Source organism: Thioalkalivibrio sp. ALMg3 (genome assembly GCF_000381225.1).
GTDB classification, from domain to species: domain Bacteria; phylum Pseudomonadota; class Gammaproteobacteria; order Ectothiorhodospirales; family Ectothiorhodospiraceae; genus Thioalkalivibrio; species Thioalkalivibrio versutus.
The window spans coordinates 133,117-158,845 of the sequence record NZ_KB906219.1; the positions used below are offsets into that span (position 1 = coordinate 133,117).

A 25,729-nucleotide genomic window follows, 5' to 3' on the forward strand; every position below is an offset into this window, starting at 1 on the left:
GCACGCGAATGTTCGGCACATTGATCCGTGATTCCCCCGAGGGCGGACGCCTTCGCGTCTCGGGAATTGTCCCTGTAGCTTGAATTGGGCAGAGGGAAGCGTTATTCTTGCGCGCTTTCTGAATCGCCCCGACCTCGGAGCATCGAACATCATGAGTACCATTAGCGCCAAGCCGGCCGAAGTCGAACGCGACTGGTTTCTCGTCGACGCCGACGGCAAGACCCTCGGTCGACTCGCCACGGAAATCGCACATCGCCTGCGCGGGAAGCACAAGCCCGTGTACACGCCGCATGTCGATACCGGCGACTACATCGTCGTGATCAACGCGGAGAAGATCCGCGTCTCCGGCAACAAGGCCATGGACAAGAAGTACTTCCACCATTCCGGTTACCCGGGTGGCATCAAGGAAGCCAACTTCACCCAGATGATCGAGCGTCATCCGGAGAAGGTGCTGGAGCTTGCCGTCAAGGGCATGCTGCCGCGCAACCCGCTTGGCCGGGCCATGTTCAAGAAGCTCAAGGTCTACGCCGGTACCGAACACCGGCACACGGCCCAGCAGCCGCAGCCGCTCGAAGTCTGAGCCGCCAGAATCAGCAAGGGAATCGATCCGAATGGCTATCAATCAGTATTACGGCACCGGCCGCCGCAAGACCGCCTCGGCGCGCGTCTTCCTGCGTCCCGGCACGGGCAACATCACGGTTAACGAGAAGCCGCTGGACGACTTCTTCGGCCGCAAGACCTCGCGCATGGTGGTACGCCAGCCGCTGGAGGCGACCGAGTCGACCGGCAACTTTGACGTGATCGCGACCGTTGAAGGCGGTGGCGGCAACGGCCAGGCCGGCGCGATCCGTCTGGGTATTGCCCGCGCCCTGGTGCAGTACAACGAAGACATGCGCCCGTCGCTGCGTCGTGGTGGTCACCTGACCCGCGATGCCCGCGAGGTGGAGCGCAAGAAGATCGGCCTGCGCAAGGCCCGTCGTGCAACCCAGTACTCGAAGCGCTAAAATTCGCGTCGAGTTTCGGGCTGCACCCGACCCGGTTTACTGGGGGATCGTCTAGCGGTAGGACTGCGGACTCTGACTCCGCCAACCCAGGTTCGAATCCTGGTCCCCCAGCCAAACATAGAGAAGGGCCCCCTCGTGGGGCCCTTTTCTATGGGCGGACCAGGGTTCGAACCTGGAAGCTTCGGCGAAGCGCAGTGAAGCATGCACGCGCTTGCGCGTGCAGCCCCGTAGGGGTGAGGCGGCGTAGCCGCCGAATCATCCTGGTCCCCCATCCCCGGCGCCATGGCCGCGATTCGGGCCAGAACGTTTCGGTACTGCCCCGCTGATTTGTGGACGCCGACCCTGCTTCCGGTCTCCCTGCCTTTAAATGGCCAGCCACCGCCGACCTTGGCGACCGGTCCCCGGTAGCCACAAACGCCCGGACCCCGGCATCCCGTCAACCCCGCTCCCGACTCCGCTACAATCCCTCGACAGTGATCGGGAAATGCAGGGAATTCTCCCGCCCTTTTTCCGTCCAATTCCGCAGAACCCGGCCGCACTGGGTCGGATCGATCAAAATGCCAGAGAAGAGAGGATTGACCATGTCGGTACCCGAGAATCCCTACGAGCCGGTCAGCGTGGATGTGACAGCCCACGAGGTCGAAGGGCTGGACACCTGGTACATGATCGGGATCTCCGGTATTCCGGATCCCGACAACGAGGGGCATACCTCGAATGCGGGGTTCGTCGTGACCGACGAGGGCGTGGTGGTATATGACGCCCTGGGGACGCCGCCACTTGGCTTCGAGATGATTCGCCGGATCCGCGAGGTGACCGACCAGCCGATCAAGTACGTGATTGCTGGTCATTATCACGCGGATCACATCTATGGCCTGCAGGCGTTCGCGGACCACACCGATGCCAAGATCATCGGGCAGGCGCGCGCGCGAGACTATCTGGGAGGCGCCGGTGCGGTGGCGCGGCTCGAGCAGCGCCGGGGCGTGCTGGCCCCATGGGTGGACGAGGACACCCAGATCATTCCGCCGGACGAATTCTTCGAGGACGAGTACACCATCCGTCTCGGCGGGAAGACCTTCCGGTGCGTGCACGCGGGGCCCGCACACTCGCCGGACGACATCATCATGGTGGTGGAGGAGACCGGCGTGGTGTTCGCCGGCGACATCGTGTTCGATGGCCGGATCCCGTTTCTGGGCGACGATGCGCTGGATTCGGAGAACTGGGTCAAGCGCCTGGAAGAGTTGATGGAGATGGACCTGAAGTTCCTGATTCCGGGGCATGGCGAGGCGACCGATCAGGCGGCCCGGGCGGTCAGGTTCACCCGCGACTACCTGGTGAAGCTGCGCGAGCACATGGCCGTGGCGGTCGAGAACATGGATTCCTTCGACGAGGCCTACTCCGCGATGGACTGGAGTGACTACGAAGACCTGCCGGCCTTCGAACAGACCAACCGCAGCAACGCCAACGCGGTCTATCTGGAGATGGAAGAGAAGCTCTTTTGAGCTCGGCCCCAGGGGAAGCCCGGTCGGTGCGTGCGTTGCGGGTCCTTGATGTATCCCTGAATCCCACAAGCGAAAGGAATGATCGCCAATGACGCTGAATATTGAACCGGGCCTGCTCATGGCCATCCTGTCCCTGGTGGCGGGCATCCTGATCCTGATCCGGCCCCGCCTGCTGAACTACATCGTCGCGATCTATCTGATTGTTATCGGGGTGCTGGGCCTGCTGGCGTATTTCTAGGGAGATGCTCAAGGGGCCCCAGCGCGGATGCGTGAATCGATCAGCGCCGCCCTGGCGACGTAAAGGTCCCCGTCACCGATAGTTTGGTGCCCAAAAGCATGGACCAACAGTGCGACTTCGTGCGCAGGGCGTGCGGACCCGTTACTCTTTGGCCACATTCTGATCGGGGGGCTACGCCTCAATGACCGCCGAACGCGTCCGAGAAATACCCTATAACTACACCTCATTCTCCGACCGCGAAATCGTTATCCGTTTCCTGGGTTCCGATACCTGGGACCTCCTCAATGAGTTGCGTGGGGAGCGTCGGACGGGTGTGTCTGCGCGCATGCTGTTCGAGGTTCTGGGCGACATGTGGGTGGTCACCCGAAACCCGTACATCCAGGATGATCTGCTGGAGGACAAGAAGCGCCGCAAGGCGCTGATTGATGCCATGCAGCATCGTCTGGGCCAGATCACGGCCCGGGCCGACGGCAACGAGAAGGCGCTCAAGCTGGGCCAGCGCGCGCAGGCGGCTGTGTCTGCCTTTGCGCAGGAGTTCACCGATACCGCCGCGCTGCGCGATCAGGTGCGCAAGCGCATGAAGGCCCTGACGCACAAGGACAACATCCAGTTCGGCGGCCTGGCGCGGGTCTCCCACGTGACCGATGCGACCGACTGGCGTGTGGAACTCCCGTTCGTGGTGCTCACCCCGGATTCCGAGGAAGAGATGGGCCCGCTGGTCGCGGCCTGCATCGAGCTCGGCCTGACGGTGATCCCGCGTGGCGGTGGCACCGGCTACACCGGTAGTGCCGTCCCGCTGTCCAAGCGCTCGGCGGTCATCAACACCGAGAAGCTGGAAGGCCTGGGCGAGGTCGAGCGCCGACCCCTGCCGGGCGTGGAGCGTGACGTCCCGGTGGTGCGCGTGGAGGCCGGTGTGGTCACCAAGCGCGTCTCCGAGCTGGCCGATCGCAACGGTCTGGTGTTCGCGGTGGATCCGACCTCGCAGGACGCCTCCACCATCGGCGGCAACGTCGCGATGAACGCCGGCGGCAAGAAGGCCGTGCTGTGGGGTACCGCGCTGGACAATCTGGCCGCCTGGACCATGGTGACCCCCGAGGCGGAGTGGATGTATGTCGAGCGCCTCGACCACAACCTCGGCAAGATCCACGACGCCGAGATCGTGCGCTTCCGTGTGAGCCGCTATCAGCCGGACGGCAAGACCCCGAAGGGCGAGCCCGAGATCCTGGAGATGCCGGGACAGAGCTTCCGCAAGCTGGGGCTGGGCAAGGATGTGACCGACAAGACCCTGATGGGCGTTCCGGGTATCCAGAAGGAAGGCTGCGACGGTCTGATTACGTCGGCCGAGTTCATCCTGCACCGGATGCCGGACAACATCCGCACCGTGTGTCTGGAGTTCTACGGGACCGATCTGCACCAGGCCGTGCCGGCGATCGTCGAGATCAAGGATGCGGTGGACGCCGAGGACGAAGTCCTGCTGGCGGGCCTGGAGCACCTCGACGAGCGCTACGTGCGCGCGGTGAAGTACACCCCGAAGGGCGCCCGTGGTGACCTGCCGAAGATGGTCCTGGTCGCCGACATTGTCTCCGACAACGAGGATGCCCTGGGCAAGCTGGCGGCCAGGATGGTGCGCGCGGCGAACGCCCGTAATGGCGAGGGTTTCGTTGCGGTCAGCCCCGAGGCGCGCAAGCGCTTCTGGGCGGATCGCGCCCGCACCGCGGCGATTGCTCACCACACCAACGCGTTCAAGATCAACGAGGACGTGGTGATCCCGCTGGAGCGCCTGGCGGAGTACACCGAGGGGATCGAGACCCTGAACGTGCGCGAGTCGCTGACGAACAAGCTCCGGATGGTCGACGAGATGCAGGAGTGCATGCGCGGTGACCATCCGGAGCTGCGCGAGTTGCTGGACGACACCGGTGGCGAGGGCCAACAGTGGTTCGAGGCCAAGCGCGAGCGTGCGGTGGAAGTCCTGGAGACGGTGAAGAAGCGCTGGGAGGCAATCTCGGACAACTTCTTCACCCAGGCCTCGGAATGTGACGAGCTGCTGGACGAGCCCGCTCGTGCGGACTTGCGCGACCATGACAAGCTGATCAATGTGCTGCTGCGGCGCAGCCTGCGCATCTCCTACCGCGCCGAGGTCGAGCGCCCGCTGTTCGAGATCTTTGGCGGGCACCAGTTGGAGCCGGTGCGCAAGCGGCTGACCGCGATCCACGACCGGGTACTGACCAGCCGCCTGTTCATCGCCCTGCACATGCACGCGGGCGATGGCAACGTGCACACCAACATCCCGGTCAATTCCAATGACTACCAGATGATGCACCAGGCCGAGCGCCTGGTGGATGAAGTGATGCGCCTGGCACGCGAGCTCAATGGGGTGATCTCCGGCGAGCACGGGATCGGGCTGACCAAGATGCAGTATCTCGAGCCCGAACGCATCGAGTCGTTCGCGAAGTACAAGAAAGACGTCGACCCGAATGGCGTGTTCAACGCCGGCAAGCTGCTGGTGGGCTCCGGGTTGTCCAATGCCTATACGCCGTCGCTGCGCCTGGTCAAGCAGGAGGCGTTGATCCTTGAACAAAGCGAGCTGGGCGATCTCAACGACGAGATCAAGGACTGCCTGCGTTGCGGCAAGTGCAAGCCGGTGTGCAACACGCACGTCCCGCGCGCCAATCTGCTGTACTCGCCGCGCAACAAGATCCTGGCGACCGGGTTGATCGTCGAGGCGTTCCTCTACGAGGAGCAGACCCGGCGCGGGCTGTCGCTGAATCACTTCGAGGAGATGAACGACGTCGCGGATCACTGCACGATCTGCCACAAGTGCCTGAATCCGTGCCCGGTCGACATCGACTTTGGCGACGTGACCATGCACATGCGTTCGATCCTGAACAAGAAGGGCAAGCGCAAGGCGACGCCGGCGACGATGATGTCCATGGCCTTCCTCAACGCGAAGGACCCGGCCACCATCAAGGGTATCCGCAAGGGTGCGATCCAGATGGGCTATGCCGCCCAGCGCCTGGGGCATTTCGCATTCAAGAAGTTGAACCTGACCGGGGAGGGCAAGACCCCGCGCTCGACCACCGGCAAGGCACCGATGCACGAGCAGGTCGTGCACTTCGTGAAAAAGCCGATGCCCGCCGGGCTGCCGAGCCAGACCACCCGCCAGATGCTGGGGCTGGAGGATTCGCGCTACGTGCCGATCCTGCGCGACCCGGTGAAGACCGATCTGGATTCGGATGCGGTGTTCTACTTTCCCGGGTGCGGTTCCGAGCGCCTGTTCAGCCAGGTGGGCCTGGCTACGCTCGCCATGCTCTACGACGTCGGCGCGCAGACCGTGCTGCCGCCGGGCTACCTGTGCTGCGGGTATCCGCAGAATGCCGGTGGCGATTTCGAGAAGGGCCAGCAGATCAGTACCGAGAACCGGGTACTGTTCCATCGCCTCGCGACCACGCTCAACTACCTCGACATCAAGACCGTCGTGGTGTCCTGTGGCACCTGCATGGATCAGCTCCTGAAATACGAGTTCGAGCGGATCTTCCCGGGTTGCCGGTTGCTGGACATCCACGAGTATCTGATGGAGAAGGGCGTCCATCTCGAGGGGCTCGAGGGCGTGCAGTACATGTACCACGATCCCTGCCATTCGCCGATGAAGTCGCACAAGCCGACCGACGTCGCGGCCAAGCTGCTGGGTCAGGAGGTCCTGCAGTCCGACCGTTGCTGTGGCGAGGCCGGGACCTTTGCGATCAGCCGTCCGGATATCGCCACCCAGGTGCGCTTCCGCAAGCAGGAAGAGCTGCACAAGGGCATCAAGGAGCTGACCGGAGAGGAGAAGGCGAAGGACGGCAACGTGAAGATGCTGACCTCCTGCCCGGCTTGCCAGCAGGGCCTGGAGCGCTATCGCGAGGATACCGGGATGGATACCGACTACATCGTGGTGGAGATGGCCAACCGTCTGATGGGCGATGGCTGGCAGAAGGCCTTCATCGAACGGGCCCGCGAGGGTGGGATCGAGAAGGTCCTGCTGTAGGGCTTGGAGCCGGCACAAGCGGGTGCTGCACATGGCCCGCCCGGGTTGGCTACAATCGGGGGCACCGGGCGGTCGCGACGGAATAAAGGATCGTCACGTCGCGTCGCCCCATCGGGCGTACGCAATGCCCGTCAAGGCCGCGGCAGTGTATGCGGCATGTCCACCCGTCCATGCAAGGGAGTTCGCATGACCTTTCGCTCTTTGAGTCCCCGTCTCGCCGTCATGGCCCTTTGTTTCGGGCTGGCGGCGGCCCCCGTCGTGGCCAGTGCCCAGGCCTTTGTCGAATTTCCCGGCCGCAGTCTTTACGAGCGATTCGGCGTGGATGCCGTGGACCTGTTCGATCTGCGGGGCCAGTTGTCGCGTTCCACGGTGATCGATGTCCGTCCGCGTCTGGAATACGACATCCTGCACATCGAGGGGGCCCATCATGTACCGCTGGGCGCCCCGGATTTCGAGGATCAGGTACGGGCCCTGGAAGACCAGCATGGCGGGCCCCTGGTGTTCTACTGCAACGGGCGCGAGAGCTACATGTCCTATCGCGCTGCCGCGCGGGCCAACGCGGCCGGGCTCGGCCCGACCCAGGCCTATGACGCCGGCGTCGCGGACTGGGCAGACCGCTACCCGGGGTTGGCCATCCTCCGCGGCGAGCCGATCGAGGACCCCGAGACCCAGCTCATTGCGGACGAGGCCTTCGAGGCGCGGTTGCTGGAGGCCGACACCTTCGCCCGTCGTGTTCGCAACGACGACAATGCGGTGGTGCTGGACGTGCGCGGCAACGAGGAGCGTGACGAGATCTCGCTGTTTGCCGGGCGCGAGATGTCGGCCCCGTTGGAGAACATCGATACGCTTAACCGCATCCTCGGCCAGGCCAACAGGGATGGTGATGCGCTGTTGATCTTCGACCAGAACGGTCAGCAGGTGCGCTGGTTGCAGTATCACCTGGAGGAACGCGGCATCGAGAACTACCACTTCCTGGAAGGCGGCCTGCAGCAGTTCTACGACGAGGTGATGACGCGCTGATTGTCCGTCTCACCGCTTGCCCACGTTAAAAAGGCCGGGATCGTATGATCCCGGCCTTTTTTTGGAGCGGTATCAGCGACGAAACAGCGCCAGGAGGATCGTGATCCCCACGCTGACGATGATCATCGTGGTGAGCGGGAAGTAGAAGCGGGCGTTCTCGCGTTCGATCACGATGTCACCCGGGAGCCGGCCCCAGGGGATTTTTCCGAGCCACGGCCACAGCAGACCGATCAGGACGATCAGCCCGCCGATGATGATCAGCCATTTGCCCGTCGCGTTCACCGTGGCGGACTCGATCCGCTTAACCGGCGGTCATCTCCTCGACGCCTGAGGCGGAGCCCACCAGCATGACATCCGCCGAACGGCGGGCGAACAGTCCGTTGGTCACGACGCCGGCGATATGGTCCAGCTCGGATTCGAGCTCAACCGGGTTCATGATGCGCAGGTTGTGCACGTCGAGAATCACGTTGCCGTTGTCGGTCTTGAAGCCCTCGCGCAGTTCCGGGTTGCCGCCCAGCTTCGACAGGGCGCGGGCCACGTGGCTGCGCGCCATCGGGATGACCTCGATCGGTAGCGGGAAGGCGCCGAGATAATCGACGACCTTGGTCTCGTCGACCACGCAGACGAAGGTCTTCGACGCCGCCGCGACGATCTTTTCGCGGGTCAGCGCGCCGCCGCCGCCCTTGGTCAGGTGCAGATGCCGGGTCGCCTCGTCGGCCCCGTCGACGTAGATCGGCAGCGGACCGGCGGAGTTCAGGTCCAGTACCTCGATACCGTGGCCGCGCAGGCGCTCGGCGCTGGCCTCGCTGGAGGCCACGGCGCCATCGATCTTGCCCTTGATGCCGGCCAGGGCGTCAATAAAGTAGTTCGCGGTGGAACCGGTGCCCACACCCACGATCCAGCCGCTCTCGATCCGTTCCAGCGCCGCCTCGGCGACTGCCTTTTTCATTTCGTCCTGATTCATCACCGTCTCCCGAATATTCTGTCCGTAACCCATTGAGGATACCGACTGCTCCGTCCCCGGGACAAGCGGAAGCGTTAAGGCCTCGCATGCTATCGTTTGGGCCATGAAATTCCCCTATCTCGAGAAGATCCTGACGGCGCGCGTCTACGATGTTGCGCGCGAGACGCCACTGGACCCGATGCCGAATCTGTCGGAGCGCCTTGGCTCCACGTTGTGGCTGAAGCGCGAAGATCTGCAGCCGGTGTTCTCGTTCAAGCTGCGTGGCGCCTACAACAAGATCGCCCAGCTAACCCCGGAGCAGCGCGCAAAGGGCGTGGTCGCCGCCTCCGCCGGCAACCATGCGCAGGGGGTTGCGCTGGGGGCCAGTCACCTCGGCATCAAGGCCGTGATCGTGATGCCGGTGACCACGCCGTCGATCAAGATCGACGCGGTGCGCCGGTTCGGTGGCAAGGCTGTGCTGCACGGCGACTCCTTCGACGAGGCGGCCGCCCACGCCCGCGAACTGGAACAGAAACACGGCTACACCTTCATCCATCCGTTCGACGATCCCGACGTGATCGCCGGGCAGGGCACGGTGGCGATGGAGCTATTGCGCCAGCACCCGGGTCATCTGGACGCGGTGTTCGTGTGCATCGGGGGGGGCGGACTGGCGGCCGGCATGGCCGCCTACATCAAGCGCCTGCGTCCGGAGATCAAGGTCATCGGCGTGGAGCCGGACGATGCGCCCTCGATGTACAAGGCGCTGCAACAGAACCGCCGGGTCACCCTCAAGCAGGTCGGGATCTTTGCCGACGGTGCGGCTGTGCGTCAGGTCGGCAAGGAGACCTTCCGTCTGTGCCGCGACCTGATTGACGAGGTCCTCCTCGTGGACACCGACTCCATTTGCGCGGCCATCAAGGACATCTTCGATGACACCCGCGTGGTGGCCGAGCCGGCCGGGGCCCTCGCGGTGGCCGGGATGAAGCAGTACATCCAGCGCGAGGGCCTGCAGGGCGCGAACCTGGCGGCGGTACTCAGCGGGGCCAATATCAACTTCGATCGCTTGCGCCACGTGGCCGAGCGCGCCGAGATCGGCGAGCATCGCGAGGCCCTGTTTGCGGTCACCATCCCCGAGCGTCCGGGTAGCTTTCGTCAGTTCTGTCAGGCCATCGGCAAGCGCGGGGTCACCGAATTCAACTACCGCTACGCGGATGACGAGAAGGCCCAGGTCTTTGCCGGTATCAAACTGGAGGGGGGCGACGCCGAGCGCCAGGAAATCCTGGCGGCCCTGGAGGAGGCGGGTTACGACGTTCTGGACATGACCGAGAACGAGGTGGCCAAGCTCCACCTCCGGCACATGGTCGGCGGCCACGGTGGCGAGGTCCGCAACGAACGGATCTACCGCTTCGAGTTCCCGGAGCGCCCCGGCGCGCTGCTGAATTTCCTGACGCACATGGGCCAGACCTGGAACATCAGCCTGTTCCACTATCGCAACCATGGTGCCGCCTATGGCCGCGTGCTGGTCGGCATGCAGATCCCCGCCGAGGATCGGGCGCGGTTCCGCGAGTTTCTGAAGGAGGTCGGGTATCCATGGCACGAGGAGACCGGGAATCCGGCCTACTCCCTCTTTCTGCGCTGATTGCGTCTCGCCTGGCGATCCCTGGCCAGGCAGGCCAGGCTCTTCGTCCGATCTCTAGGGCCGCAGATGCGTGTGGGGTCGCCTGCCTTCGTGTGGCTGGCCCTGGTTCGTCCTCCGGTGTTTTACGGTGGCTTCGGTTCGCCGCCTGCCATGCGCTGACTCGCCAGCGCGCCGCGCCCGTTGTCGCTCAAAAACTGGCTTCTTTGCTCGTGCAAAGAAGTACCCAAGAAACACGCCCGACTGCCGCGACCCCGGCCCGCTGCGCGGGCCGGGGTTTCCCTCGCTCCGAGGCTTTTCGCGGGCGGCGCTGAACTCGCTACGCCTCCGGCTCCGCTCAGACATCCAGCGCCCCGTGTCTATTTAGAATCGTCCCGCGAAAAGCCTCTCCACTCGGCGCGACGACAACGGGGAGGTAGGTCCAAACAACGGCGATCCCGGCGTTCTTGCCAGTGGATGATGGCTAGGTCTTCGGACATCTTCGGCACGCTCGGCCTGTGGCCGTTGCATGCCGCGCCCGCGCAGCGGGCGCCGGGGGGCGTAGGATGTGATGAGCGCAGCGAATCGCATCAGGGTTTCGCACGACGTGGGGAACGGTGCGTTTCGCTGCGCTCAACCGCACCCTACCGGATACCGTCGGTTTTGACCTTCGCCTCCCGTATGGAGCCCCTTGCGGAAGGGTCCTCGGGCCGGGAGAAGGCGCTGGATGTCTGAGCGGAGCCCAGCGCAGCGAGTTCAGCGCCGCCGGCCCGAGGACCCTGGAGCAAGGTTCCCGGGCGGAATCCGGGTGCGCCTCGAAGGGTACTTTCTTGGGCAAGCAAGAAAGTACCTCGCGGTGCGCTCGCGAGAGAGCGCATGGCAGTATGCGGACCGAAGCCACCGTAAACACCGAGCGATGAACCATGGCCAGCCACAACATGGCATATGCGGCCGGATGGAAGGCGGGTGCCTGGAAGGTGCTGCGCGGTAGCGGCCGGGTCAGGCGGGGCAGGGCGTTTGCCAGGTCGTCACGCGGGCGGGATCGCCGTCGGTGTTGTCAAGGCGGGCGAGGGTCATGCGGTTGCCCCAGACGCAGCCGCTGTCCAGGGCCAGCCAGTCCGGCCCGACGCGATGTCCGAGGGCGGCCCAGTGGCCGAACACGATCGGGTGGCCGGCGGCCGCGCGGCCGGGTACCTGGAACCAGGGGGTGAGGCCGGATGGGGCCTCTTCCGGCGGGCCGTTGCCGGCGAATTCCAGCGCACCGTCGGCGGTGATGTAGCGCATGCGGGTGAAGGCGTTGATGGTGTAGCGGGAGCGGTCGTAGCCGTCGAGATCGGGGCCCCACAGCGTCGGTTCATCGCCGTACATGACCTCGAACAGCGCCTGACGGCGGGCGGGGTCGCGTAGATCGGCCTCCACGCGCCGTGCCTCGGTCTGCGCTGTGTCCGGGTCCCAGGCCGGCGGGAGGCCCGCATGCACCAGGGTCCAGCCGCTGGACGCGTCGGAATGCAGTAGCGGGCGCCGCGCCAGCCAGTCCAGCAGGTCGGCGGCATCCGGGGCGTCCAGCACCGGGCGCAGGGTGTCCTTGCCGCCGGGGGGGCGCACGCCTTCCGCGGTGGCCAGCAGGTGCAGGTCGTGGTTGCCCAGTACTGTGGTCGCGGCATCCCCCAGCGCCCGGACCCGGCGCAGGCAGCCGAGCGAGTCCGGGCCACGGTTGACCAGGTCGCCGACCAGCCATAGATGGTCGGCCGCCGGGTCGAAGCGCACCTGCTCCAGCAGGCGTTCCAGCGGGGCCAGGCAGCCCTGGAGGTCGCCGACTGCGTAGAGGGCCATCGGGCCGGCCTAGTGCAGCGTGCGCGGGACGGATAGGGTGAACGGCGGGATTGGCGCGTCGAAGGTGTTGCCGCGTTCGTCGCGCATGCCGTAGCTGCCTTCCATGGTGCCCACCGGGGTCTCGATCACCGTGCCACTGGTGTACTCGAAACTGTCACCGGGCTCGATGCTGGGCTGTTCCCCGATCACGCCCTCGCCGCGTACCTCCTGCGTCTGGTCGCGGCCATCGCGGATGATCCAGTGGCGGTTGAGCAGTTGCACGGTCAGCGCCCCCGCGTTGCGGATCACCACGTGATAGGCGAAGACATAGCGGTCGTCATCGGGTTCCGACTGGTCTTCCACATAGGCAGTGGAGACCTCGATCTCGATGGTGTGGGCTTCGGTGTCGTGCTCTTGGGGCTGGTTCATGCGGTTGCGGCTCCAGATTCGTGAGCGGGAAACGCCCGTGCGCGGGGCAGGCCCGGCATCAGGGTTTCACGGACCGGCTGGCGTAAACGGCAGCGCCGAGCAGGCCCGGTTCGGGGTGCATGATAAGGGCCACGGGCAATTGCTCAAGCAAGTGGGTCATCGGTGGGCGATTACGGAAGGTGCTACGAAAGCGTGGTCCGCGGAACGTCTCGAGCCAGCGCGGGGCGATGCCACCGGCCAGGAAGACCCCCCCGGTGGGGAGTGCGGTCAGGGCCATGTCCGCCAGTTGCCCGGCGTAGATGCCGACGAAGCGATCGATGACGGCTTGAGCCGCGGGGTGCCCGGCGAGCGCCAGTTCGCCAATCGCCGCGGCGGGTTCGGCGGTCTCCAGGGCCTGCGCCAATTCGGGGTCAGGCTGGCGATCGAGCTCGAAATGCCCGATGCGGGCGATCCCGCGACCGCTGAGTAGATGCTCGCGTGTGCAGTATCCCAGTTCGCGGGCCACGAAATCGCCCAGTGCGGCCTCCTCCGCCCCGCTGGGCGAGAAGCGCGCGTGGCCGCCCTCGCCGGGAAAGATGGTGGCGGCGCCGGGCGGGCCCACCAGACAGGTGCCGAGCCCGGTACCGGCGCCCGCGACCAGGCGCAGGCCGGCGGGATCGTGCGCTCCTTCCTGCAGGGTTTCGCAGTCCTGTGGCTGCAGGGCGTCGAGGCTCGCGCCGATGGCGGCAAAGTCATTCAACAGGGTGACGGGCAGCCCCAGGTGATCCGCGAGCGTGGTGGTGTCCAGCGCCGTCCAGGGCAGGTTCGTGACGCGCGCCCGGCCGTGATGCACGGGGCCGGCCACCGCCAGACCCGCCGCAGCAAAGGTATCCACTGTCGCAACCTCGGTGCGCCAGCGTTCGAGGATGCTGGCCAGGTCGGGGTGTTCGCGGCTGCGGTAGCGCTCGCCCTCGTGCAAAGACCACCCGTCCGCATCGCGGTGGGCGCGGGCAACGCGGGTATTGGTCCCGCCAACATCGGCAACGATCAGGTCCATGGGCCCATGGTAGCGGATCGCGGCCGCCGGCTGTTCAGGGGGTGGCGGGGTGGAGGCGTCGAGCCAGGGCTTCGAAGCCGGTGATGTCGATGTTCTCCGGGCGCTCGCCCGGATCCAGGCCGGCGGCCTCGAGGTCGGCGATCTCGGCCAGGCCGGAGAGACCGCGGCGCAGGGTCTTGCGGCGGCTGGAGAATGCCTGGTTGACCACCCGCGCGAAGGTTGGGTACAGCGTCGGCGCGACGCGCGGTTCGGCCAGGGGCGTGATGCGCACGACGCTGGAGTAGACCTTGGGTGGGGGGTGGAAGGCCCCGGGGGGCACGGTGAACAGGGCGGTCGCCTCGGCGCGGGCGGCCAGCATCACCGTCAGGCGCCCGTAGCGCTTGCTGCCGGGGGCGGCAGTCATGCGCTCCACGACCTCGCGTTGCAGCAGGAAGTGCATGTCGCGGATGGCGCCGACCTGATCCAGCAGGTGGAACATCAACGGGGTGGAGATGTTATAGGGCAGATTGCCGACCACACGCCAACCCCGCTCGGGCAACGCGCCGAGGTCGGATAGCTGCATATGCAGGGCGTCGCCCACGTGCAGGTCCAGGCGTTCTGGGGGGAAGCCGGCGCGCAGGCCGGCCGCCAGGTCGCGGTCGATCTCCACCGCGACCAGATGCTCCAGGCGCTCCAGCAGGGCGGCCGTCAGGGCGCCACGGCCAGGACCGATCTCCAGCACGGCATCGCCGGGTTGCGGGGCGATCGCCGCGACGATGCGCGCGAGGATGCCGGCATCGTGGAGGAAGTTCTGGCCGAAACGCTTGCGGATCGGCGACGAGGTCTTGATTCGGGTCATGCCCTGGGGGTGCTCCGGCGTGCGGCGGCTCGCGCCGCGAGGGTTTCGGCCAGGCGTTCGGCGGCCTGGAAGCTGCCGACCTCGGCGCGCCCGGTGCCGGCCAGATCCAGTGCCGTGCCGTGGTCCACGGAGGTGCGGATGAAGGGCAGGCCCAGGGTGACATTGATGGCGCTGCCGAAGCCGGCATGCTTGAGCACCGGCAGTCCTTGATCGTGGTACATGGCGAGCACGGCGTCGACGCCGTGCAGGGCGCGCGGGGTGAATGCGGTGTCGGCCGGGAGTGGCCCGCGCAGACGCATGCCGGCTTCCCGCAGGCGGTCCAGGGTGGGGGTGATGATCTCGATCTCCTCGCGTCCGAGGACACCATCCTCGCCGGCATGCGGGTTCAGCCCGCAGACGGCGATCACCGGGTCGGCGATACCGAAGTCGCGCTGCAGGTCGTGATGCAGGACGCGGGTCACGGCCTCCAGGCGGTCTGCGCTGATGGCGTCGGGGACCGCGCGCAGTGGCAGGTGGGTGGTGACCAGCGCGACCCGCAGGCCCTCGGTGGCCAGCAGCATCACCGGCATCGGCGCGCCGGCGCGCTCGGCAAGCCACTCTGTGTGACCACTAAAGGCGATCCCGGCGCGGTTGATTACGCCCTTGTGCACCGGACCGGTGACCATTGCCTCGAAGGTGCCGTCGAGGCAGCCGGTGGCGGCCGTGGCCAGCAAGGCCAGCACGTGCTCGGCGTTGGCCGGGTCCAGGGTGCCGGCGACCACCGGGGTTGCCACCGGTACGGGCAGGATCTCCAGGGTGTGGGCCGGGGTGACCGCGCGCGGGCGTTCCGGGTCGAAGTGGATCAGGCGCAGGGACTCGCCGAGCTGGCGGGCACGGGCCTCGAGGACGTCCGGGTCGGCGATGGCGACGCGCTGCGCGTGGCCGCGCTGCCGGGCCATTGCGATCAGGAGATCGGGCCCGATGCCGGCGGGGTCGCCGGCGGTCAGGGCCAGGCGCGGGACCGCGTGGGCCCCGCGCGGATCAGGAGCCGAAGCCGTCGACCCGGTATTCGACATAGGCCTCGTCCCGCAGGCGGCGCAGCCACAACTCGAGTTCTTCCTCGCGCTTGCGGTTTTGCAGGATCTCGCGGGCACGGGCCCGGATCTGTTCGCGCGAGGTGTCGACCTCGCGGCGTTCCAGGACCTCGATGATGTGCCAGCCGAACTGGCTCTCCACCGGTTCGCTGGCCACGCCCGGTTCCAGGGCGTCCATGGCCTCCTCGAAGCCGGGCACCAGTTCGCCCGGGCTGACCCAGCCGAGGGCGCCGCCCTGGGCGGCCGAGCCGGGGTCGTCCGAGTTGGCGCGTGCCAGGTCCTCGAAGCTCGCGCCCTCGCGGATGCGGTTGTATAGCGACTGCGCCTGGCGGCGGGCGTCCTCGTCGCTGCGCACCTGGTCCGGGCTGATCAGGATATGGCGCACGCGGGTCTGCTGCACGCGCGTCTGGTCGCCGCCCTCGCGGTCCAGCAGTTTCATGATGTGGAAGCCGCCGGGCGAACGCAGGACCTCGCTGATCTCGCCTGTGCGCATCAGCACCGCTTCGCGGGCGAACATCCCGGGGATTTCGCCGGCCGAGCGCCAGCCGAGGTCGCCGCCTTCCAGGGCCTGAGGGCCTTGGGACTCGCTGATCGCGACGGTGGCGAAGTCCTCGCCCTCGCGCACGCGCTGGCGCAGCGCTTCGGCCTTCTCGCGTGCCTCGGCGATCTGGCTGGCATCCGCGCCCTGGGGCAGGGGGACCATGATCTGTGCGATGCGGTAGCGCACGCCGCGGTCGATCGCGCCGCTCTCGGAGGCGATCAGGTCGGCGATCTCCGGGTCGGAGACGCGGATGCGCTGATCGACCTGGCGGCGCTGCAGCTGGTTCACGGTCAGTTCGTGGCGGATCTGTTCGCGAAAGGCGTTGAAGTCCACCCCGTCCTGCATCAGGGCCTGGCGCAGTTGCGGCAGGGTCATGCGGTTCTCGCGGGCGATGTTTTCCATCGCGCGGTTCAGGGTCATCTCGTCGATATTGATGCCGACGCGCTCGGCTTCCTGCAGCTGCACGCGCTCGACGATCAGGCGCTCCATGACCTGCCGCGCCAGGGTGTCCTGATCCGGCGGGCGGGTGCCGCGCTCGACCATCTGCTGGGCGATCAGGTTCATGCGTTCCACCAGCTCGCGCTGGGTGATCACGTCGTCGCCCACCACGGCCAGGATGCGGTCGGTGAAGCGGTCGCCCTCCGGGGTGATGGGGGCGGCCGGGGCCCCGCTGTCGCGGGCGGCCCCGGGGGTGACCGGGGCCTCGACCGCGCCCTGCGAGAGGTCGCCGGCCGCGGGCGCGGTCGTCTGGGCCATCGCCGGCAGGCCGAGGCCGTAGACCAGGGCGGCCAGCAGCGGCAGCAGGGCGCGGGCCTTGCCGCGGCGGCGTTGTTCAGGGACGTGCGTCATATCCGGCAATACCCTCGCGCAATAGCGAATCCACGCCGGAATCGAACCGTGCCAGGCCGTCCAGCGTGAGTTGGAAGTAGATCGAGTTGTCGTAGGTCTCGTCGAAGGAGTACGCGCGGCGTGCGACCACGCGGATACCATAGCAGCAACTACGATACTGAAGCCCGGCCAGAAGTTCGAGATCGCGTTCCTCCTGCAGGCTGTAGTTCCAGCGCCCGATGGCGTCGATGCGCTCGGTGACCGGCCACATCACGGAGACATCGGTCTGGTCGATGGAGCGGGCGCCGGCCTCGCGCTGGCGGTAGCCCACGTTGATCCGGGCGCGTTCGCGCGGGCTGTAGCCGACCGAGACCGCCGCCAAGGTGGTCTCGCCGGCATCCTGGTTGTAGAGGATGGATCCGCGGCCGTCCCATGCATCGCCGATGCGGACCCGGCCTTCCAGCGCGAGATCGGAGCGTGACTCGGATAGTGGGTCATCTCCCGGGCGCCGGCGGACCTCGCGGTCTTCCAGATAGTGGATCTGCCCGGCAGACAGGCTCAGGCGTTCGCGCCCGGTCTGCTGGTCGAAGATGCGCGTGGTCAGGGCCGTGGTGACCTGATGGGTGTCGCCCACCCGGTCGGCGCCGACGAAGCGGTCCAGGCTGAACAGGTTGTCGAAGCTGAAGTCGGCCTCGCCGGTATCGAAGATCGGGATGTCATTCTGGTCGCGGTAGGGCACGTAGCCGTAGAAGATGCGCGGTTCGAGGGTCTGCAGGCGCTGGCCGTCCGCGATCGGACGTTCGAAGATCAGTCCGGTGTCGATGGAGGCGCGCGGCACGGTGCGGCTGATCGATTCCGGACCGGTCCGGCCGCGGCGGTCCAGCTCGTAGCGGGTGTGACGGACCCCGAAGGCGGGTTCGAAGAAGAAGCCGCCGGTGTCATGGCGCCAGCGCACCTCGGGGTTCAGGTCGAGCCGGGTGCCCAGCGGGCGCCCGGACTGATCTTCACTGCGCTCGAAACGCACCAGTTCGGTGTCGAGGTCCCAGGACAGGCCGTGGCCCAGGTATTCCCCGGCCTCCAGGGTGATCTGCGGCAGGCGCTGGTAGGGCTCGCCGGCGGCACTCAGCTCGGGGTCGACGATCTGGTAGTCCTCGATGCGCGTGCGCAGGCGATAGGCCGGCTGGTTCCAGGTCAGGTCGGCGGAGCGTCGCAGGTAGGGCGTGGAACCGGCGTAGCGGTCGGAGTTGCCGAAATCGAAGAAGTATTCCCGATCGGAGACATCCGCGACGTCGAGGCGCAGGTTCAGGTTGGAGGTGATCCGGGTCTGGTGGCGCCACTGGGCGAAGTGGCGGTCTTCGCCGGTCTCGCGGTCATCCGGCAGGTAGCGGACGTCAAGCACACCATGGTGCCGGGGCTGCAGATAGCGGAACTCGGTGCCCAGCATCACGCCGCGGTCGGCCATGATGCGCGGGGTAAAGGTCGCGTCGTAGTTGGGCGCGATGTTCCAGTACCAGGGCGTCGCGAGATCGAACCCGGTGCGCCCGCCGGTACCCGCACTGGGCAGCAGGAAGCCACTCTTGCGGCGATCATCCAGTGGGAAGTTGATGTACGGGGTGTAGGCGATGGGCACACCCTTGAAACGGATCGTCGCGTTGCGGGCCACGCCGACGCCGCTTTCGCGGTCCAGCTCCAGGTCGCCGGTGCGCAGCCACCAGGAGTCGTTGCCCACTGGGCAGGTGGTGTATTCGGCGTCCTCGAAGTCGTGGAGGTGCGGGGCATGCTGAACGCCGCGTTCGGCGCTACCGCGTGCCGGGATGGACTGCACCAGGAAATCGATTCGGCGGAACTCGCCGGTCTCCGCGTCCAGGCGATATTCGCCGCCCTCGGTGTGCAGCAGCAGGTCGCCGTCGAACAGCCGGGTGTCGCCCTCGGTGCGCGCAGTGCCGGAGGCGCGATCGTATTCGAGGAAGTCGGTATCCAGGCGTCGCCCGGCCTCGAACAGGTGCACGTTGCCCGTGGCCGAGATGCGTTCGCCATCGCGGCGGACGTGATCGGCGTCAATCTCGGTCAGGCCGCCCTCGAGGGTACGCAGCTCGGGCCATTCGATCCCCGGGGCAAACGCGCATCCCGATGGGCGGTCGTCGGCGGGAACGGTTACGGGGATCAGGCCGGCGGCCGCCAAGCCCAGGCTCACCGCGACCTGCCGCGCGATCGGGTGACGGCGAGGCGCGGAGCTGGCGGGCCGGCGGCTCATCCCGAATTCAGGACAGCAGCTGGCGGATCTCGTCGAAGATCAGCTCGATGTCGCGGGTGCCGTTGATGTGCTTGAGCAGGCCATGACCGTCGTAGTACTCGATCAGCGGCTGGGTCTGCTCCTCGTAGACCTTGAGGCGGTTGACCACGGTCTCTTCGTTGTCGTCCGCGCGGTGGACCAGGTCACCGCCGCACAGGTCGCACACGCCTTCCTTTTGTGGCGGGAAGGTATGGGTGTTGAACACTGCGCCACAGTCGCCGCAGGAGACACGCCCGGTCAGGCGCTGCTTGAGTTCCTCGAACGGGACGTCGATCTGGATCGCGCGGTCGAGCGGCGACTCGATGTCGGCCAGCATGGTATCCAGGGCCTCGGCCTGGGCGACGTTGCGCGGGAAGCCGTCGAGGATGAAACCCTTCTGCGCATCGGGTTCCTGCAGGCGATCGCGGATCAGCCCCAGCACCAGGTCGTCGGGGACCAGCTGGCCGGCATCCATCGCGCTCTTGGCCTGCTTGCCGAGTTCCGTCTCGGCGGCGACGGCGGCACGCAGCAGGTCGCCGGTGGAGATCTGGGGGATGCCGAAGGTGGCGACCATCTTCTTGGCCTGGGTGCCCTTGCCGGAACCGGGGGCGCCCATCAGGACGATACGCATAGCTGACTCCTGCCGGGTGCCGCGCCGAACCGCAGGACTAGCCGGGAACGGGGGCGGCACGGTGAATGGCGGTGGCGAAACGGGGCTGGTCACTGAAGACGCAAACCGTTTCCCGAGCGCGGTCTTATACCGCCTGAAGGTGCTTGCCCGCAACCGTTGGGGCCGCTGGCCGGGTGCCCTTGAGGTGCGTGTCCCCTGTATAATGCCCGGCTAGCCAAACCAACTTTTGGGAAGCAAGCATGGACATGAACCAGATCGAAGCCGGCAAGGATCTCCCCAATGACGTCAACGTCGTGATCGAGATCCCCGCCCACGGGCAGCCCGTCAAATACGAGATCGACAAGGACAGCGGGGCCCTGATGGTTGATCGCTTCATGACGGTCGCGATGTTCTATCCGTGCAACTACGGGTTTGTTCCGCACACCCTGTCGGAAGACGGCGATCCGGTGGATGTGCTGGTGGTCACCCCGGTGCCGCTGATGCCGGGTTCGGTGGTGCGTTCGCGTCCGATCGGCGTGTTGCAGATGACCGACGAGGCGGGTGTGGACGCCAAGATCCTGGCCGTGCCGGTGACCAAACTGCATCCGCAGTACGAAAAGTACCAGGGGCCGGAGGACGTGGGTCAGGAACTGCTGGACTCGATCAAGCATTTCTTCGAGCACTACAAGGAGCTGGAGAAGGGCAAGTGGGTCAAGGTCGAGGGCTGGGCGGACGCCGAGGCGGCCAAGGCGGAGATTGTTGCCAGCTACAAGCGTTTCCAGAAGAGCAAGATCTGACGTCGCCACCCGCTGCATGCAGCGCGAGGCCAGCGCCGGGCCACCCCCTTGGGGCGGTCCGGTCTTTGCGTGGGCGGTGGTCAGTGGGGGTCACGGCCCCGTGACCCCCTGAAATGGCCGAACGCGACGCCTACGGCGAGGAACAGCAGGACCGCGAACGCTTTGCCGTGCGCATCCTGCTGGCGCTGGTGATCCTGGCGGTCATTCTGCTGGCACTGGGCTGGCGGCTTTCGGGCCTGCAGGTCGGTGCGCACACGCACTTCACCACGCTCTCGGAGAACAACCGCCTGCGGGTGGAACCGATTGCCCCCACTCGAGGGGTGATCCGCGACCGTAATGGCGTGCTTCTGGCGGGCAATCGCGCCTCCTATCAACTGGAGGTCACGGTCGAGCAGGCCGGCGATCTCGATTCCCTGCTCGCTCGCCTGCGCGGTTACGTGGAGCTAAGCGAGGCGGACGTCGAGCGGTTCCAGCGCGGGGTGCGTCAGCGGCGGCCGTTCCAGCCGGTGTTGCTGAAGGCCGGCCTGGACGACGAGACGGTGGCGCGGATTGCGGTTTCGCGCCACGAGCTGCCCGGGGTGGAGATCGAGGCGCGGCCGCTGCGGTTCTATCCGCTGGGGTCCAAGTTCTCGCATGCGGTCGGCTATGTCGGGCGCATCAATCAGCAGGACCTGCAGCGGGTCGACGGGCGTGCCTATGCCGGCACTTCGCATATCGGCAAGAGCGGCGTCGAGCGCTACTACGAGGATCTGCTGCACGGGCGGCCGGGCTATCGCCAGGTGGAGGTGAACGCCCAGGGGCGCGTGATCCGCGAACTCTCGGTGACCCCGCCGCAACCGGGCACGGACCTGACCCTGACCCTGGACGTCAACCTGCAGCAGGCGGCCTATCGGGCGTTGGCCGGGCGGGACGGGGCCATTGTGGCCGTGGATCCGAATAATGGCGAGGTGCTTGCGCTGGTCAGCGCCCCCGGTTTTGATCCCGAGTCGTTCGTCCACGGGATCTCGCAGGCCGACTTTGCCGCGGTGCGTGACGACTATCGCCGGCCTCTGTTCAACCGCGCCCTGAGTGGCCAGTACCCGCCGGGTTCGACGATCAAGCCGCTGGTGGGTCTGGCGGCCCTGGACGAAGAGGTGACCACCGCCGAGCGCGAGATGTTCGCCCGCGGGTATTTCCAGCTCCCGGGGCATGAGCGGCGCTATCGCGACTGGCGTCGCGAGGGGCATGGTCGCGTGGACATGTCGCGCGCCATCGCGGTGTCGTCGGACGTCTATTTCTACGACCTGGCCCACACCATGGGGATCGACCGCATGGTCCCGATTCTGGGGGCCTTCGGGATCGGGCAGCGGACCGGGATCGATTCCACCGGGGAGCGCCCGGGCATCCTGCCCAGCCGCAACTGGAAACGGGCCACGCATGACCAGGTGTGGTTTCCCGGCGAGACCCTGATCACCGCAATCGGCCAGGGCTACATGCTGTCGACCCCCCTGCAGATGGCCGACTTCACGGCGGCCCTTGCGGCCCGTGGCGAGCGCTATCAGCCGCACCTGCTGCGCGCCATGGACAACGGAGTGGGCGAACCCGAATATCGCTTGCCCATGCTGCGGGATCCGGTAACGGTCGACGAGAAACACTGGGACGCCATCCATGGCTCGCTGGTGGAGGCCGTGAACGCGCGTCATGGCACCGCCTGGGGTAGCATCGGAAGTACCCGGCCGGAGTACACCATCGCCGGCAAGACCGGTACCTCGCAGGTGTTCAGTCTGGGCGAGGACGAGGAATACGACGAGGAGGAACTGGCGCGCCGCCTGTGGGACCATGCCCTGTTCGTCGGATATGCCCCGGCCGAGGACCCGCGCATCGCGGTGGCGGTGCTGGTGGAACACGGCGGTTCCGGTGGCCGGGTGGCGGCGCCGGTGGCCCGCGAGGTCCTGGACGCCTACCTGCTGGAGGGGGCGGGCATGACGATCGATGTCCCGGAGGACGAATGATCAGCGTGACCGGCCGCGAGATGTCCGTTAGTCAGTGGGCGCTGCGCAGCCTGCGCCTGGACAGCGTGCTGCTGGTGCTGCTGTCCATCCTTCTGTTGCTGGGGCTGGCGGTACTGTTCAGCGCCACCGGCGAGAGCGTGGTCGCCCTGGAGCGACAGGTCATGCGGATCGGCCTGGGGGTGGCCGCCATGCTGCTGGTCGCCCAGGTGTCCATGCATGCCCTGCGCGCGATCTCGCCATGGCTCTTTGTAGCCGGGGTCCTGCTGTTGCTGGCGGTGATGTGGGTCGGGGATGTTGGCAAGGGCGCGCAGCGCTGGCTGGATCTCGGCTTCATGCGCTTCCAGCCTTCGGAGATCATGAAGCTCGCGGTGCCGATGATGGTGGCCTGGTACCTGTCCCAGCGGGATGGTCGTCCGCGCTTCCGAGACCTGGTGGTGACTGCGGCGCTGATCCTGGCGCCGGTCTATCTGATCATGCAGCAACCGGATCTGGGCACCTCGATGCTGGTCGGGGCCGCCGGGTTCCTGGTGATCTTTCTTGCGGGGCTGGGCTGGCGCTGGTTCGTTGGGCTTGGGGTCACGGCGGCCGCCGCCATCCCGATCCTGTGGTCGCAGATGCTGGATTATCAGCGCCAGCGGGTGCTGACGCTGTTCAACCCGGAGTCCGATCCGCTGGGCGCCGGCTATCACATCATCCAGTCGAAGATCGCCATCGGGTCCGGCGGGCTGTATGGCAAGGGCTGGCTGAACGGGACCCAGTCGCAACTGGAGTTTCTGCCCGAGCGTTCCACCGACTTCATTTTTGCGGTCTACGCCGAGGAATTCGGCTTTATAGGTGTCGCGCTGTTGCTGCTGCTGTATTTTGCGATTGTTGCGCGCGGGCTCTGGATCGCCGCGCTGGCACAGGATCGCTACGCCCGGTTGCTGGGCGGGAGTATCAGCCTGACCTTTGCGGTCTACATGGTGGTCAATATCGGCATGGTGACCGGCCTGTTGCCGGTGGTCGGCGTGCCGCTGCCCCTCGTCAGTTACGGGGGGACTTCGCTGGTGACCCTTATGGTCGCCTTCGGTATTCTCATGAGCATAGCCTCCCAGAAACGCCTGGTGAATCGATGAGCCTGAACTTGCGCCCCGTGTGGGCCCGCATTGTCCGCCCGACCCTGTTACGGACGGGGCTGGTCCTGTCCCTGGCTGCCGTGTCCCTCCCGGTCGCGGCCGAAAGCGAATTCCGTGCCGGCGATCCGCCGTATCTCGAGCGCGACGAGGTGCAGGCGTTCATCGACGAACAGGTGGAGGCCGGCCGCGACCGCGAGGCGCTGGAGGCGATGTTTGCCGCCGCCGACCCCCAGCAGCGCATCCTCGACCTGATCTCCAGCCCGGCCGAGGCGCGGCCGTGGAAGGACTATCGTCCGATCTTCATCACCGACGAGCGCATCGAGCGCGGTCGCGACTTCATGGAAGAACACGGCCGCTGGCTCAAGCGCGCCGAGGATCGCTTTAGTGTGGAGCCGAAGATCATCGCCTCCATTATCGGGGTCGAGACCTACTATGGCCGCAACACTGGCGGCTTCCGCGTGTTCGATGCCCTGGTGACCCTGGGCTTCGACTACCCGCCGCGGTCGGATTTCTTCCGCCGCGAGCTGGGTGAATTCCTGACCCTGGTGGACGAGGAAGGCCTGGATCCGCGCGAGACGCGCGGATCCTACGCCGGGGCCATGGGGCGCGGTCAGTTCATCTCGTCCAGCTATCGCCACTACGCAGTGGACTTCGACGGCTCCGGTCAGCGTGACCTGTTGAACTCCTGGCCGGACGCGATCGGCTCGGTGGCCAACTACTTTCGCGAGCACCACTGGAACCATGGCGAGCCGGTGGTGGCGAAGGCGCGGGTCGAGGGGGATGCCCACGAGGCCCTGATCAGTCGCAACTATCAGGCTCGCTTCGGTCTCGACGAACTGGCCGAGCACGGCATTTATCCCGACGAGGCCGTGGACGAGGATGGCGAGTATTCCTTCATTCGTCTCGAGGGCGATGACGGTTACGAGTACTACCTGGGATACCCGAACTTCTACGTGATTACCCGCTACAACCGGAGCCCGCTGTATGCGATGGCCGTGCACCAACTTGCCGAGGCACTGGCCGACTAGTCCGGCCTCCGGGCCTGCGCCCGGGGCGCTCCTGCTGGGGTTTGTGTTGCTGGCGCTGGCTGGCTGTTCCGGTACCCCGGAGCGTGACCCGCGCCCGCTGGGTGACGCCGCCTATGACAGTTACCCCGATGCGGCCGACGTGCCGCAGGACCTGGCCCTGATCCCGGAACCGGAGCCGCGCAACGAGCCGCCCAGCCGCTATGGCAACCCGTCGGAATACGAGGTGTTCGGGCAGCGTTATCGCACCCTGCGGACCAGTGACGGCTTCGAGGAAGAGGGCATTGCCTCCTGGTACGGCACGAAATTCCACGGCCGGCGTACGTCCAGCGGCGAGCCCTATGACATGTATGCGATGACGGCGGCACACAAGTCTCTGCCGCTGCCAAGCTATGTCGAAGTCACCAACCTGGAGAACAACAAGCAGGTGGTGGTGCGGGTGAATGATCGCGGGCCATTTGTGGATGGGCGCATCATCGACCTTTCCTACGCTGCGGCCCATCGCATCGACATGACCGATGCCGGTGTGGCTCGGGTGCGTGTGCGCTCGGTGGGGCCGGGTGATACTGGGCCCGACGACCGAGTTGCGGCCGCGCCGGCAGCGGGGCCCGTCGTCGATGTGGCCGCCGTGACCTCGCCGGAACGGGGGGGCGAGCGAGCCCCCGAACCGGTGCCGGAGACAGCAGACTCCGGGATGCCCGCCGCCGGGTCCAACGGCGAGGGCGCCGGGGGCGGGCGTTTTGTCCAGGTCGGGGCGTTTTCCGAGCGCCAGTCCGCGGAACAGGTGCGCGAAGATCTGCGCGCTCTGGGTTTCGACCCGGTTCGTATCTCCACCCTGGGGCGGGACGACGGTGCGGAACTCCATCGCGTGCGGATTGGCCCGCTGGAGGATGGCGATGAGGTCCGTGCGATCACGGATCGCCTGCAGGGTGCGGCGCACGTTGATTACCGCGTGGTCGAGAACGCCCAGTAAAGGCTCTGCCGCTGTTGTTTTTCCGGCCCGTCCCGGGCCCCACTCT

At 66.5% G+C, this 25,729-nt stretch carries 23 protein-coding genes and 1 tRNA gene; 14 read left to right on the top strand and 10 right to left on the bottom strand.

Going from position 1 to position 25,729, the window contains the following annotated elements; all coding sequences use genetic code 11:
* Positions 1-151: 151 nt before the first annotated feature.
* The 7 genes from rplM (at position 152) to F622_RS0100675 (ending at position 7,785) form a co-directional block, all read left to right on the top strand.
* Positions 152-580 carry a 50S ribosomal protein L13 gene (gene rplM / locus F622_RS0100645; RefSeq protein ID WP_018144106.1) on the top strand — a complete coding sequence of 143 codons (429 nt, stop codon included), beginning with the start codon at positions 152-154 and terminating at the stop codon, positions 578-580.
* Positions 581-611: 31 nt separating this feature from the next.
* Positions 612-1,004, top strand: coding sequence for a 30S ribosomal protein S9 (rpsI, locus tag F622_RS0100650; protein WP_018144105.1), 393 nt, complete (start codon positions 612-614; stop codon positions 1,002-1,004).
* Positions 1,005-1,044: 40 nt separating this feature from the next.
* Positions 1,045-1,118 (top strand) — tRNA-Gln (locus F622_RS0100655).
* Positions 1,119-1,585: 467 nt separating this feature from the next.
* Positions 1,586-2,503 carry an MBL fold metallo-hydrolase gene (locus F622_RS0100660; RefSeq protein WP_018144104.1) on the top strand — a complete coding sequence of 306 codons (918 nt, stop codon included), beginning with the start codon at positions 1,586-1,588 and terminating at the stop codon, positions 2,501-2,503.
* A gap of 88 nt (positions 2,504-2,591) precedes the next feature.
* Positions 2,592-2,741, top strand: a complete 150-nt coding sequence (locus tag F622_RS13565) for a DUF3096 domain-containing protein (RefSeq protein WP_018144103.1) — start codon at positions 2,592-2,594, stop codon at positions 2,739-2,741.
* Between the two features lie 181 nt (positions 2,742-2,922).
* Positions 2,923-6,765, top strand: coding sequence for a DUF3683 domain-containing protein (locus F622_RS0100670; RefSeq protein WP_019567763.1), 3,843 nt, complete (start codon positions 2,923-2,925; stop codon positions 6,763-6,765).
* 186 nt (positions 6,766-6,951) lie between these two features.
* Entirely contained in the window at positions 6,952-7,785 is an 834-nt protein-coding gene (locus F622_RS0100675; protein ID WP_019571149.1) for a rhodanese-like domain-containing protein, read from the top strand.
* A gap of 72 nt (positions 7,786-7,857) precedes the next feature.
* Here the strand turns inward: F622_RS0100675 and F622_RS0100680 are convergent, their stop codons facing one another.
* Complete coding sequence (locus F622_RS0100680) at positions 7,858-8,067, bottom strand: DUF2905 domain-containing protein (RefSeq protein ID WP_018168112.1); 210 nt, start codon at positions 8,065-8,067, stop codon at positions 7,858-7,860.
* A 19-nt stretch (positions 8,068-8,086) separates the two neighbouring features.
* Entirely contained in the window at positions 8,087-8,749 is a 663-nt protein-coding gene (gene rpiA / locus F622_RS0100685; protein WP_026313012.1) for a ribose-5-phosphate isomerase RpiA, read from the bottom strand.
* Between the two features lie 103 nt (positions 8,750-8,852).
* Between rpiA and ilvA the strand changes: the two genes are divergently transcribed.
* Positions 8,853-10,367: a threonine ammonia-lyase, biosynthetic gene (ilvA, locus tag F622_RS0100690; protein WP_018938388.1), complete on the top strand. Its 1,515-nt coding sequence runs from the start codon at positions 8,853-8,855 to the stop codon at positions 10,365-10,367.
* A gap of 453 nt (positions 10,368-10,820) precedes the next feature.
* Positions 10,821-11,078, top strand: coding sequence for a hypothetical protein (locus F622_RS14165; RefSeq protein ID WP_081620954.1), 258 nt, complete (start codon positions 10,821-10,823; stop codon positions 11,076-11,078).
* 264 nt (positions 11,079-11,342) lie between these two features.
* Here the strand turns inward: F622_RS14165 and F622_RS0100695 are convergent, their stop codons facing one another.
* The 8 genes from F622_RS0100695 to F622_RS0100730 are packed head-to-tail and all read right to left on the bottom strand — an operon-like array spanning position 11,343 to position 19,803.
* Positions 11,343-12,176 (bottom strand): symmetrical bis(5'-nucleosyl)-tetraphosphatase, encoded by an 834-nt coding sequence (locus F622_RS0100695; protein WP_019567761.1) that lies wholly within the window; start codon positions 12,174-12,176, stop codon positions 11,343-11,345.
* A 9-nt stretch (positions 12,177-12,185) separates the two neighbouring features.
* A complete protein-coding gene (apaG, locus tag F622_RS0100700) occupies positions 12,186-12,584 on the bottom strand; it encodes a Co2+/Mg2+ efflux protein ApaG (RefSeq protein WP_018144096.1) in 399 nt (132 codons plus the stop codon).
* Positions 12,585-12,642: 58 nt separating this feature from the next.
* Positions 12,643-13,620 (bottom strand): glucokinase, encoded by a 978-nt coding sequence (locus F622_RS0100705; protein ID WP_019571150.1) that lies wholly within the window; start codon positions 13,618-13,620, stop codon positions 12,643-12,645.
* Positions 13,621-13,654: 34 nt separating this feature from the next.
* Positions 13,655-14,458: a 16S rRNA (adenine(1518)-N(6)/adenine(1519)-N(6))-dimethyltransferase RsmA gene (rsmA, locus tag F622_RS0100710; RefSeq protein ID WP_018938391.1), complete on the bottom strand. Its 804-nt coding sequence runs from the start codon at positions 14,456-14,458 to the stop codon at positions 13,655-13,657.
* On the bottom strand, positions 14,455-15,513 hold the full coding sequence (gene pdxA / locus F622_RS0100715; protein WP_019571151.1) for a 4-hydroxythreonine-4-phosphate dehydrogenase PdxA: 1,059 nt from the start codon (positions 15,511-15,513) through the stop codon (positions 14,455-14,457). The genes rsmA and pdxA overlap by 4 nt, the downstream gene beginning before the upstream one ends.
* Positions 15,479-16,921 (bottom strand): peptidylprolyl isomerase, encoded by a 1,443-nt coding sequence (locus F622_RS0100720; RefSeq protein WP_018951498.1) that lies wholly within the window; start codon positions 16,919-16,921, stop codon positions 15,479-15,481. Before F622_RS0100720 ends, pdxA begins: the two co-directional genes overlap by 35 nt.
* Positions 16,905-19,154, bottom strand: a complete 2,250-nt coding sequence (locus F622_RS0100725; RefSeq protein WP_019571152.1) for an LPS-assembly protein LptD — start codon at positions 19,152-19,154, stop codon at positions 16,905-16,907. Before F622_RS0100725 ends, F622_RS0100720 begins: the two co-directional genes overlap by 17 nt.
* A gap of 7 nt (positions 19,155-19,161) precedes the next feature.
* Positions 19,162-19,803 (bottom strand): adenylate kinase, encoded by a 642-nt coding sequence (locus F622_RS0100730; RefSeq protein WP_018144090.1) that lies wholly within the window; start codon positions 19,801-19,803, stop codon positions 19,162-19,164.
* A 239-nt stretch (positions 19,804-20,042) separates the two neighbouring features.
* Between F622_RS0100730 and ppa the strand changes: the two genes are divergently transcribed.
* The 5 genes from ppa to F622_RS0100755 all read left to right on the top strand — a co-directional run bounded on the left by ppa (position 20,043) and on the right by F622_RS0100755 (position 25,683).
* The gene (gene ppa / locus F622_RS0100735) at positions 20,043-20,579 is read left to right on the top strand and encodes an inorganic diphosphatase (RefSeq protein WP_018144089.1); all 537 of its coding nucleotides are present in this window, start codon (positions 20,043-20,045) and stop codon (positions 20,577-20,579) included.
* A 113-nt stretch (positions 20,580-20,692) separates the two neighbouring features.
* Positions 20,693-22,570 carry a penicillin-binding protein 2 gene (mrdA, locus tag F622_RS0100740; protein ID WP_018938395.1) on the top strand — a complete coding sequence of 626 codons (1,878 nt, stop codon included), beginning with the start codon at positions 20,693-20,695 and terminating at the stop codon, positions 22,568-22,570.
* Positions 22,567-23,685 carry a rod shape-determining protein RodA gene (gene rodA / locus F622_RS0100745; RefSeq protein WP_018144087.1) on the top strand — a complete coding sequence of 373 codons (1,119 nt, stop codon included), beginning with the start codon at positions 22,567-22,569 and terminating at the stop codon, positions 23,683-23,685. Before mrdA ends, rodA begins: the two co-directional genes overlap by 4 nt.
* On the top strand, positions 23,682-24,713 hold the full coding sequence (gene mltB / locus F622_RS0100750) for a lytic murein transglycosylase B (protein WP_019571153.1): 1,032 nt from the start codon (positions 23,682-23,684) through the stop codon (positions 24,711-24,713). Before rodA ends, mltB begins: the two co-directional genes overlap by 4 nt.
* A complete protein-coding gene (locus F622_RS0100755; RefSeq protein ID WP_081620956.1) occupies positions 24,670-25,683 on the top strand; it encodes a septal ring lytic transglycosylase RlpA family protein in 1,014 nt (337 codons plus the stop codon). Before mltB ends, F622_RS0100755 begins: the two co-directional genes overlap by 44 nt.
* Positions 25,684-25,729: the final 46 nt, after the last annotated feature.

What these genes read in the sequence shown, in the direction of transcription:
- rplM (WP_018144106.1), top strand. Translation starts at nt 152, where the DNA reads ATGAGTACCATTAGCGCCAAGCCGGCCGAAGTCGAACGCGACTGGTTT.
- rpsI (WP_018144105.1), top strand. Translation starts at nt 612, where the DNA reads ATGGCTATCAATCAGTATTACGGCACCGGCCGCCGCAAGACCGCCTCG.
- F622_RS0100660 (WP_018144104.1), top strand. Translation starts at nt 1,586, where the DNA reads ATGTCGGTACCCGAGAATCCCTACGAGCCGGTCAGCGTGGATGTGACA.
- F622_RS13565 (WP_018144103.1), top strand. Translation starts at nt 2,592, where the DNA reads ATGACGCTGAATATTGAACCGGGCCTGCTCATGGCCATCCTGTCCCTG.
- F622_RS0100670 (WP_019567763.1), top strand. Translation starts at nt 2,923, where the DNA reads ATGACCGCCGAACGCGTCCGAGAAATACCCTATAACTACACCTCATTC.
- F622_RS0100675 (WP_019571149.1), top strand. Translation starts at nt 6,952, where the DNA reads ATGACCTTTCGCTCTTTGAGTCCCCGTCTCGCCGTCATGGCCCTTTGT.
- rpiA (WP_026313012.1), bottom strand. Translation starts at nt 8,749, where the DNA reads ATGAATCAGGACGAAATGAAAAAGGCAGTCGCCGAGGCGGCGCTGGAA.
- ilvA (WP_018938388.1), top strand. Translation starts at nt 8,853, where the DNA reads ATGAAATTCCCCTATCTCGAGAAGATCCTGACGGCGCGCGTCTACGAT.
- F622_RS14165 (WP_081620954.1), top strand. Translation starts at nt 10,821, where the DNA reads ATGATGGCTAGGTCTTCGGACATCTTCGGCACGCTCGGCCTGTGGCCG.
- F622_RS0100695 (WP_019567761.1), bottom strand. Translation starts at nt 12,176, where the DNA reads ATGGCCCTCTACGCAGTCGGCGACCTCCAGGGCTGCCTGGCCCCGCTG.
- apaG (WP_018144096.1), bottom strand. Translation starts at nt 12,584, where the DNA reads ATGAACCAGCCCCAAGAGCACGACACCGAAGCCCACACCATCGAGATC.
- F622_RS0100705 (WP_019571150.1), bottom strand. Translation starts at nt 13,620, where the DNA reads ATGGACCTGATCGTTGCCGATGTTGGCGGGACCAATACCCGCGTTGCC.
- rsmA (WP_018938391.1), bottom strand. Translation starts at nt 14,458, where the DNA reads ATGACCCGAATCAAGACCTCGTCGCCGATCCGCAAGCGTTTCGGCCAG.
- pdxA (WP_019571151.1), bottom strand. Translation starts at nt 15,513, where the DNA reads ATGTCGAATACCGGGTCGACGGCTTCGGCTCCTGATCCGCGCGGGGCC.
- F622_RS0100720 (WP_018951498.1), bottom strand. Translation starts at nt 16,921, where the DNA reads ATGACGCACGTCCCTGAACAACGCCGCCGCGGCAAGGCCCGCGCCCTG.
- F622_RS0100725 (WP_019571152.1), bottom strand. Translation starts at nt 19,154, where the DNA reads ATGAGCCGCCGGCCCGCCAGCTCCGCGCCTCGCCGTCACCCGATCGCG.
- F622_RS0100730 (WP_018144090.1), bottom strand. Translation starts at nt 19,803, where the DNA reads ATGCGTATCGTCCTGATGGGCGCCCCCGGTTCCGGCAAGGGCACCCAG.
- ppa (WP_018144089.1), top strand. Translation starts at nt 20,043, where the DNA reads ATGGACATGAACCAGATCGAAGCCGGCAAGGATCTCCCCAATGACGTC.
- mrdA (WP_018938395.1), top strand. Translation starts at nt 20,693, where the DNA reads ATGGCCGAACGCGACGCCTACGGCGAGGAACAGCAGGACCGCGAACGC.
- rodA (WP_018144087.1), top strand. Translation starts at nt 22,567, where the DNA reads ATGATCAGCGTGACCGGCCGCGAGATGTCCGTTAGTCAGTGGGCGCTG.
- mltB (WP_019571153.1), top strand. Translation starts at nt 23,682, where the DNA reads ATGAGCCTGAACTTGCGCCCCGTGTGGGCCCGCATTGTCCGCCCGACC.
- F622_RS0100755 (WP_081620956.1), top strand. Translation starts at nt 24,670, where the DNA reads ATGCGATGGCCGTGCACCAACTTGCCGAGGCACTGGCCGACTAGTCCG.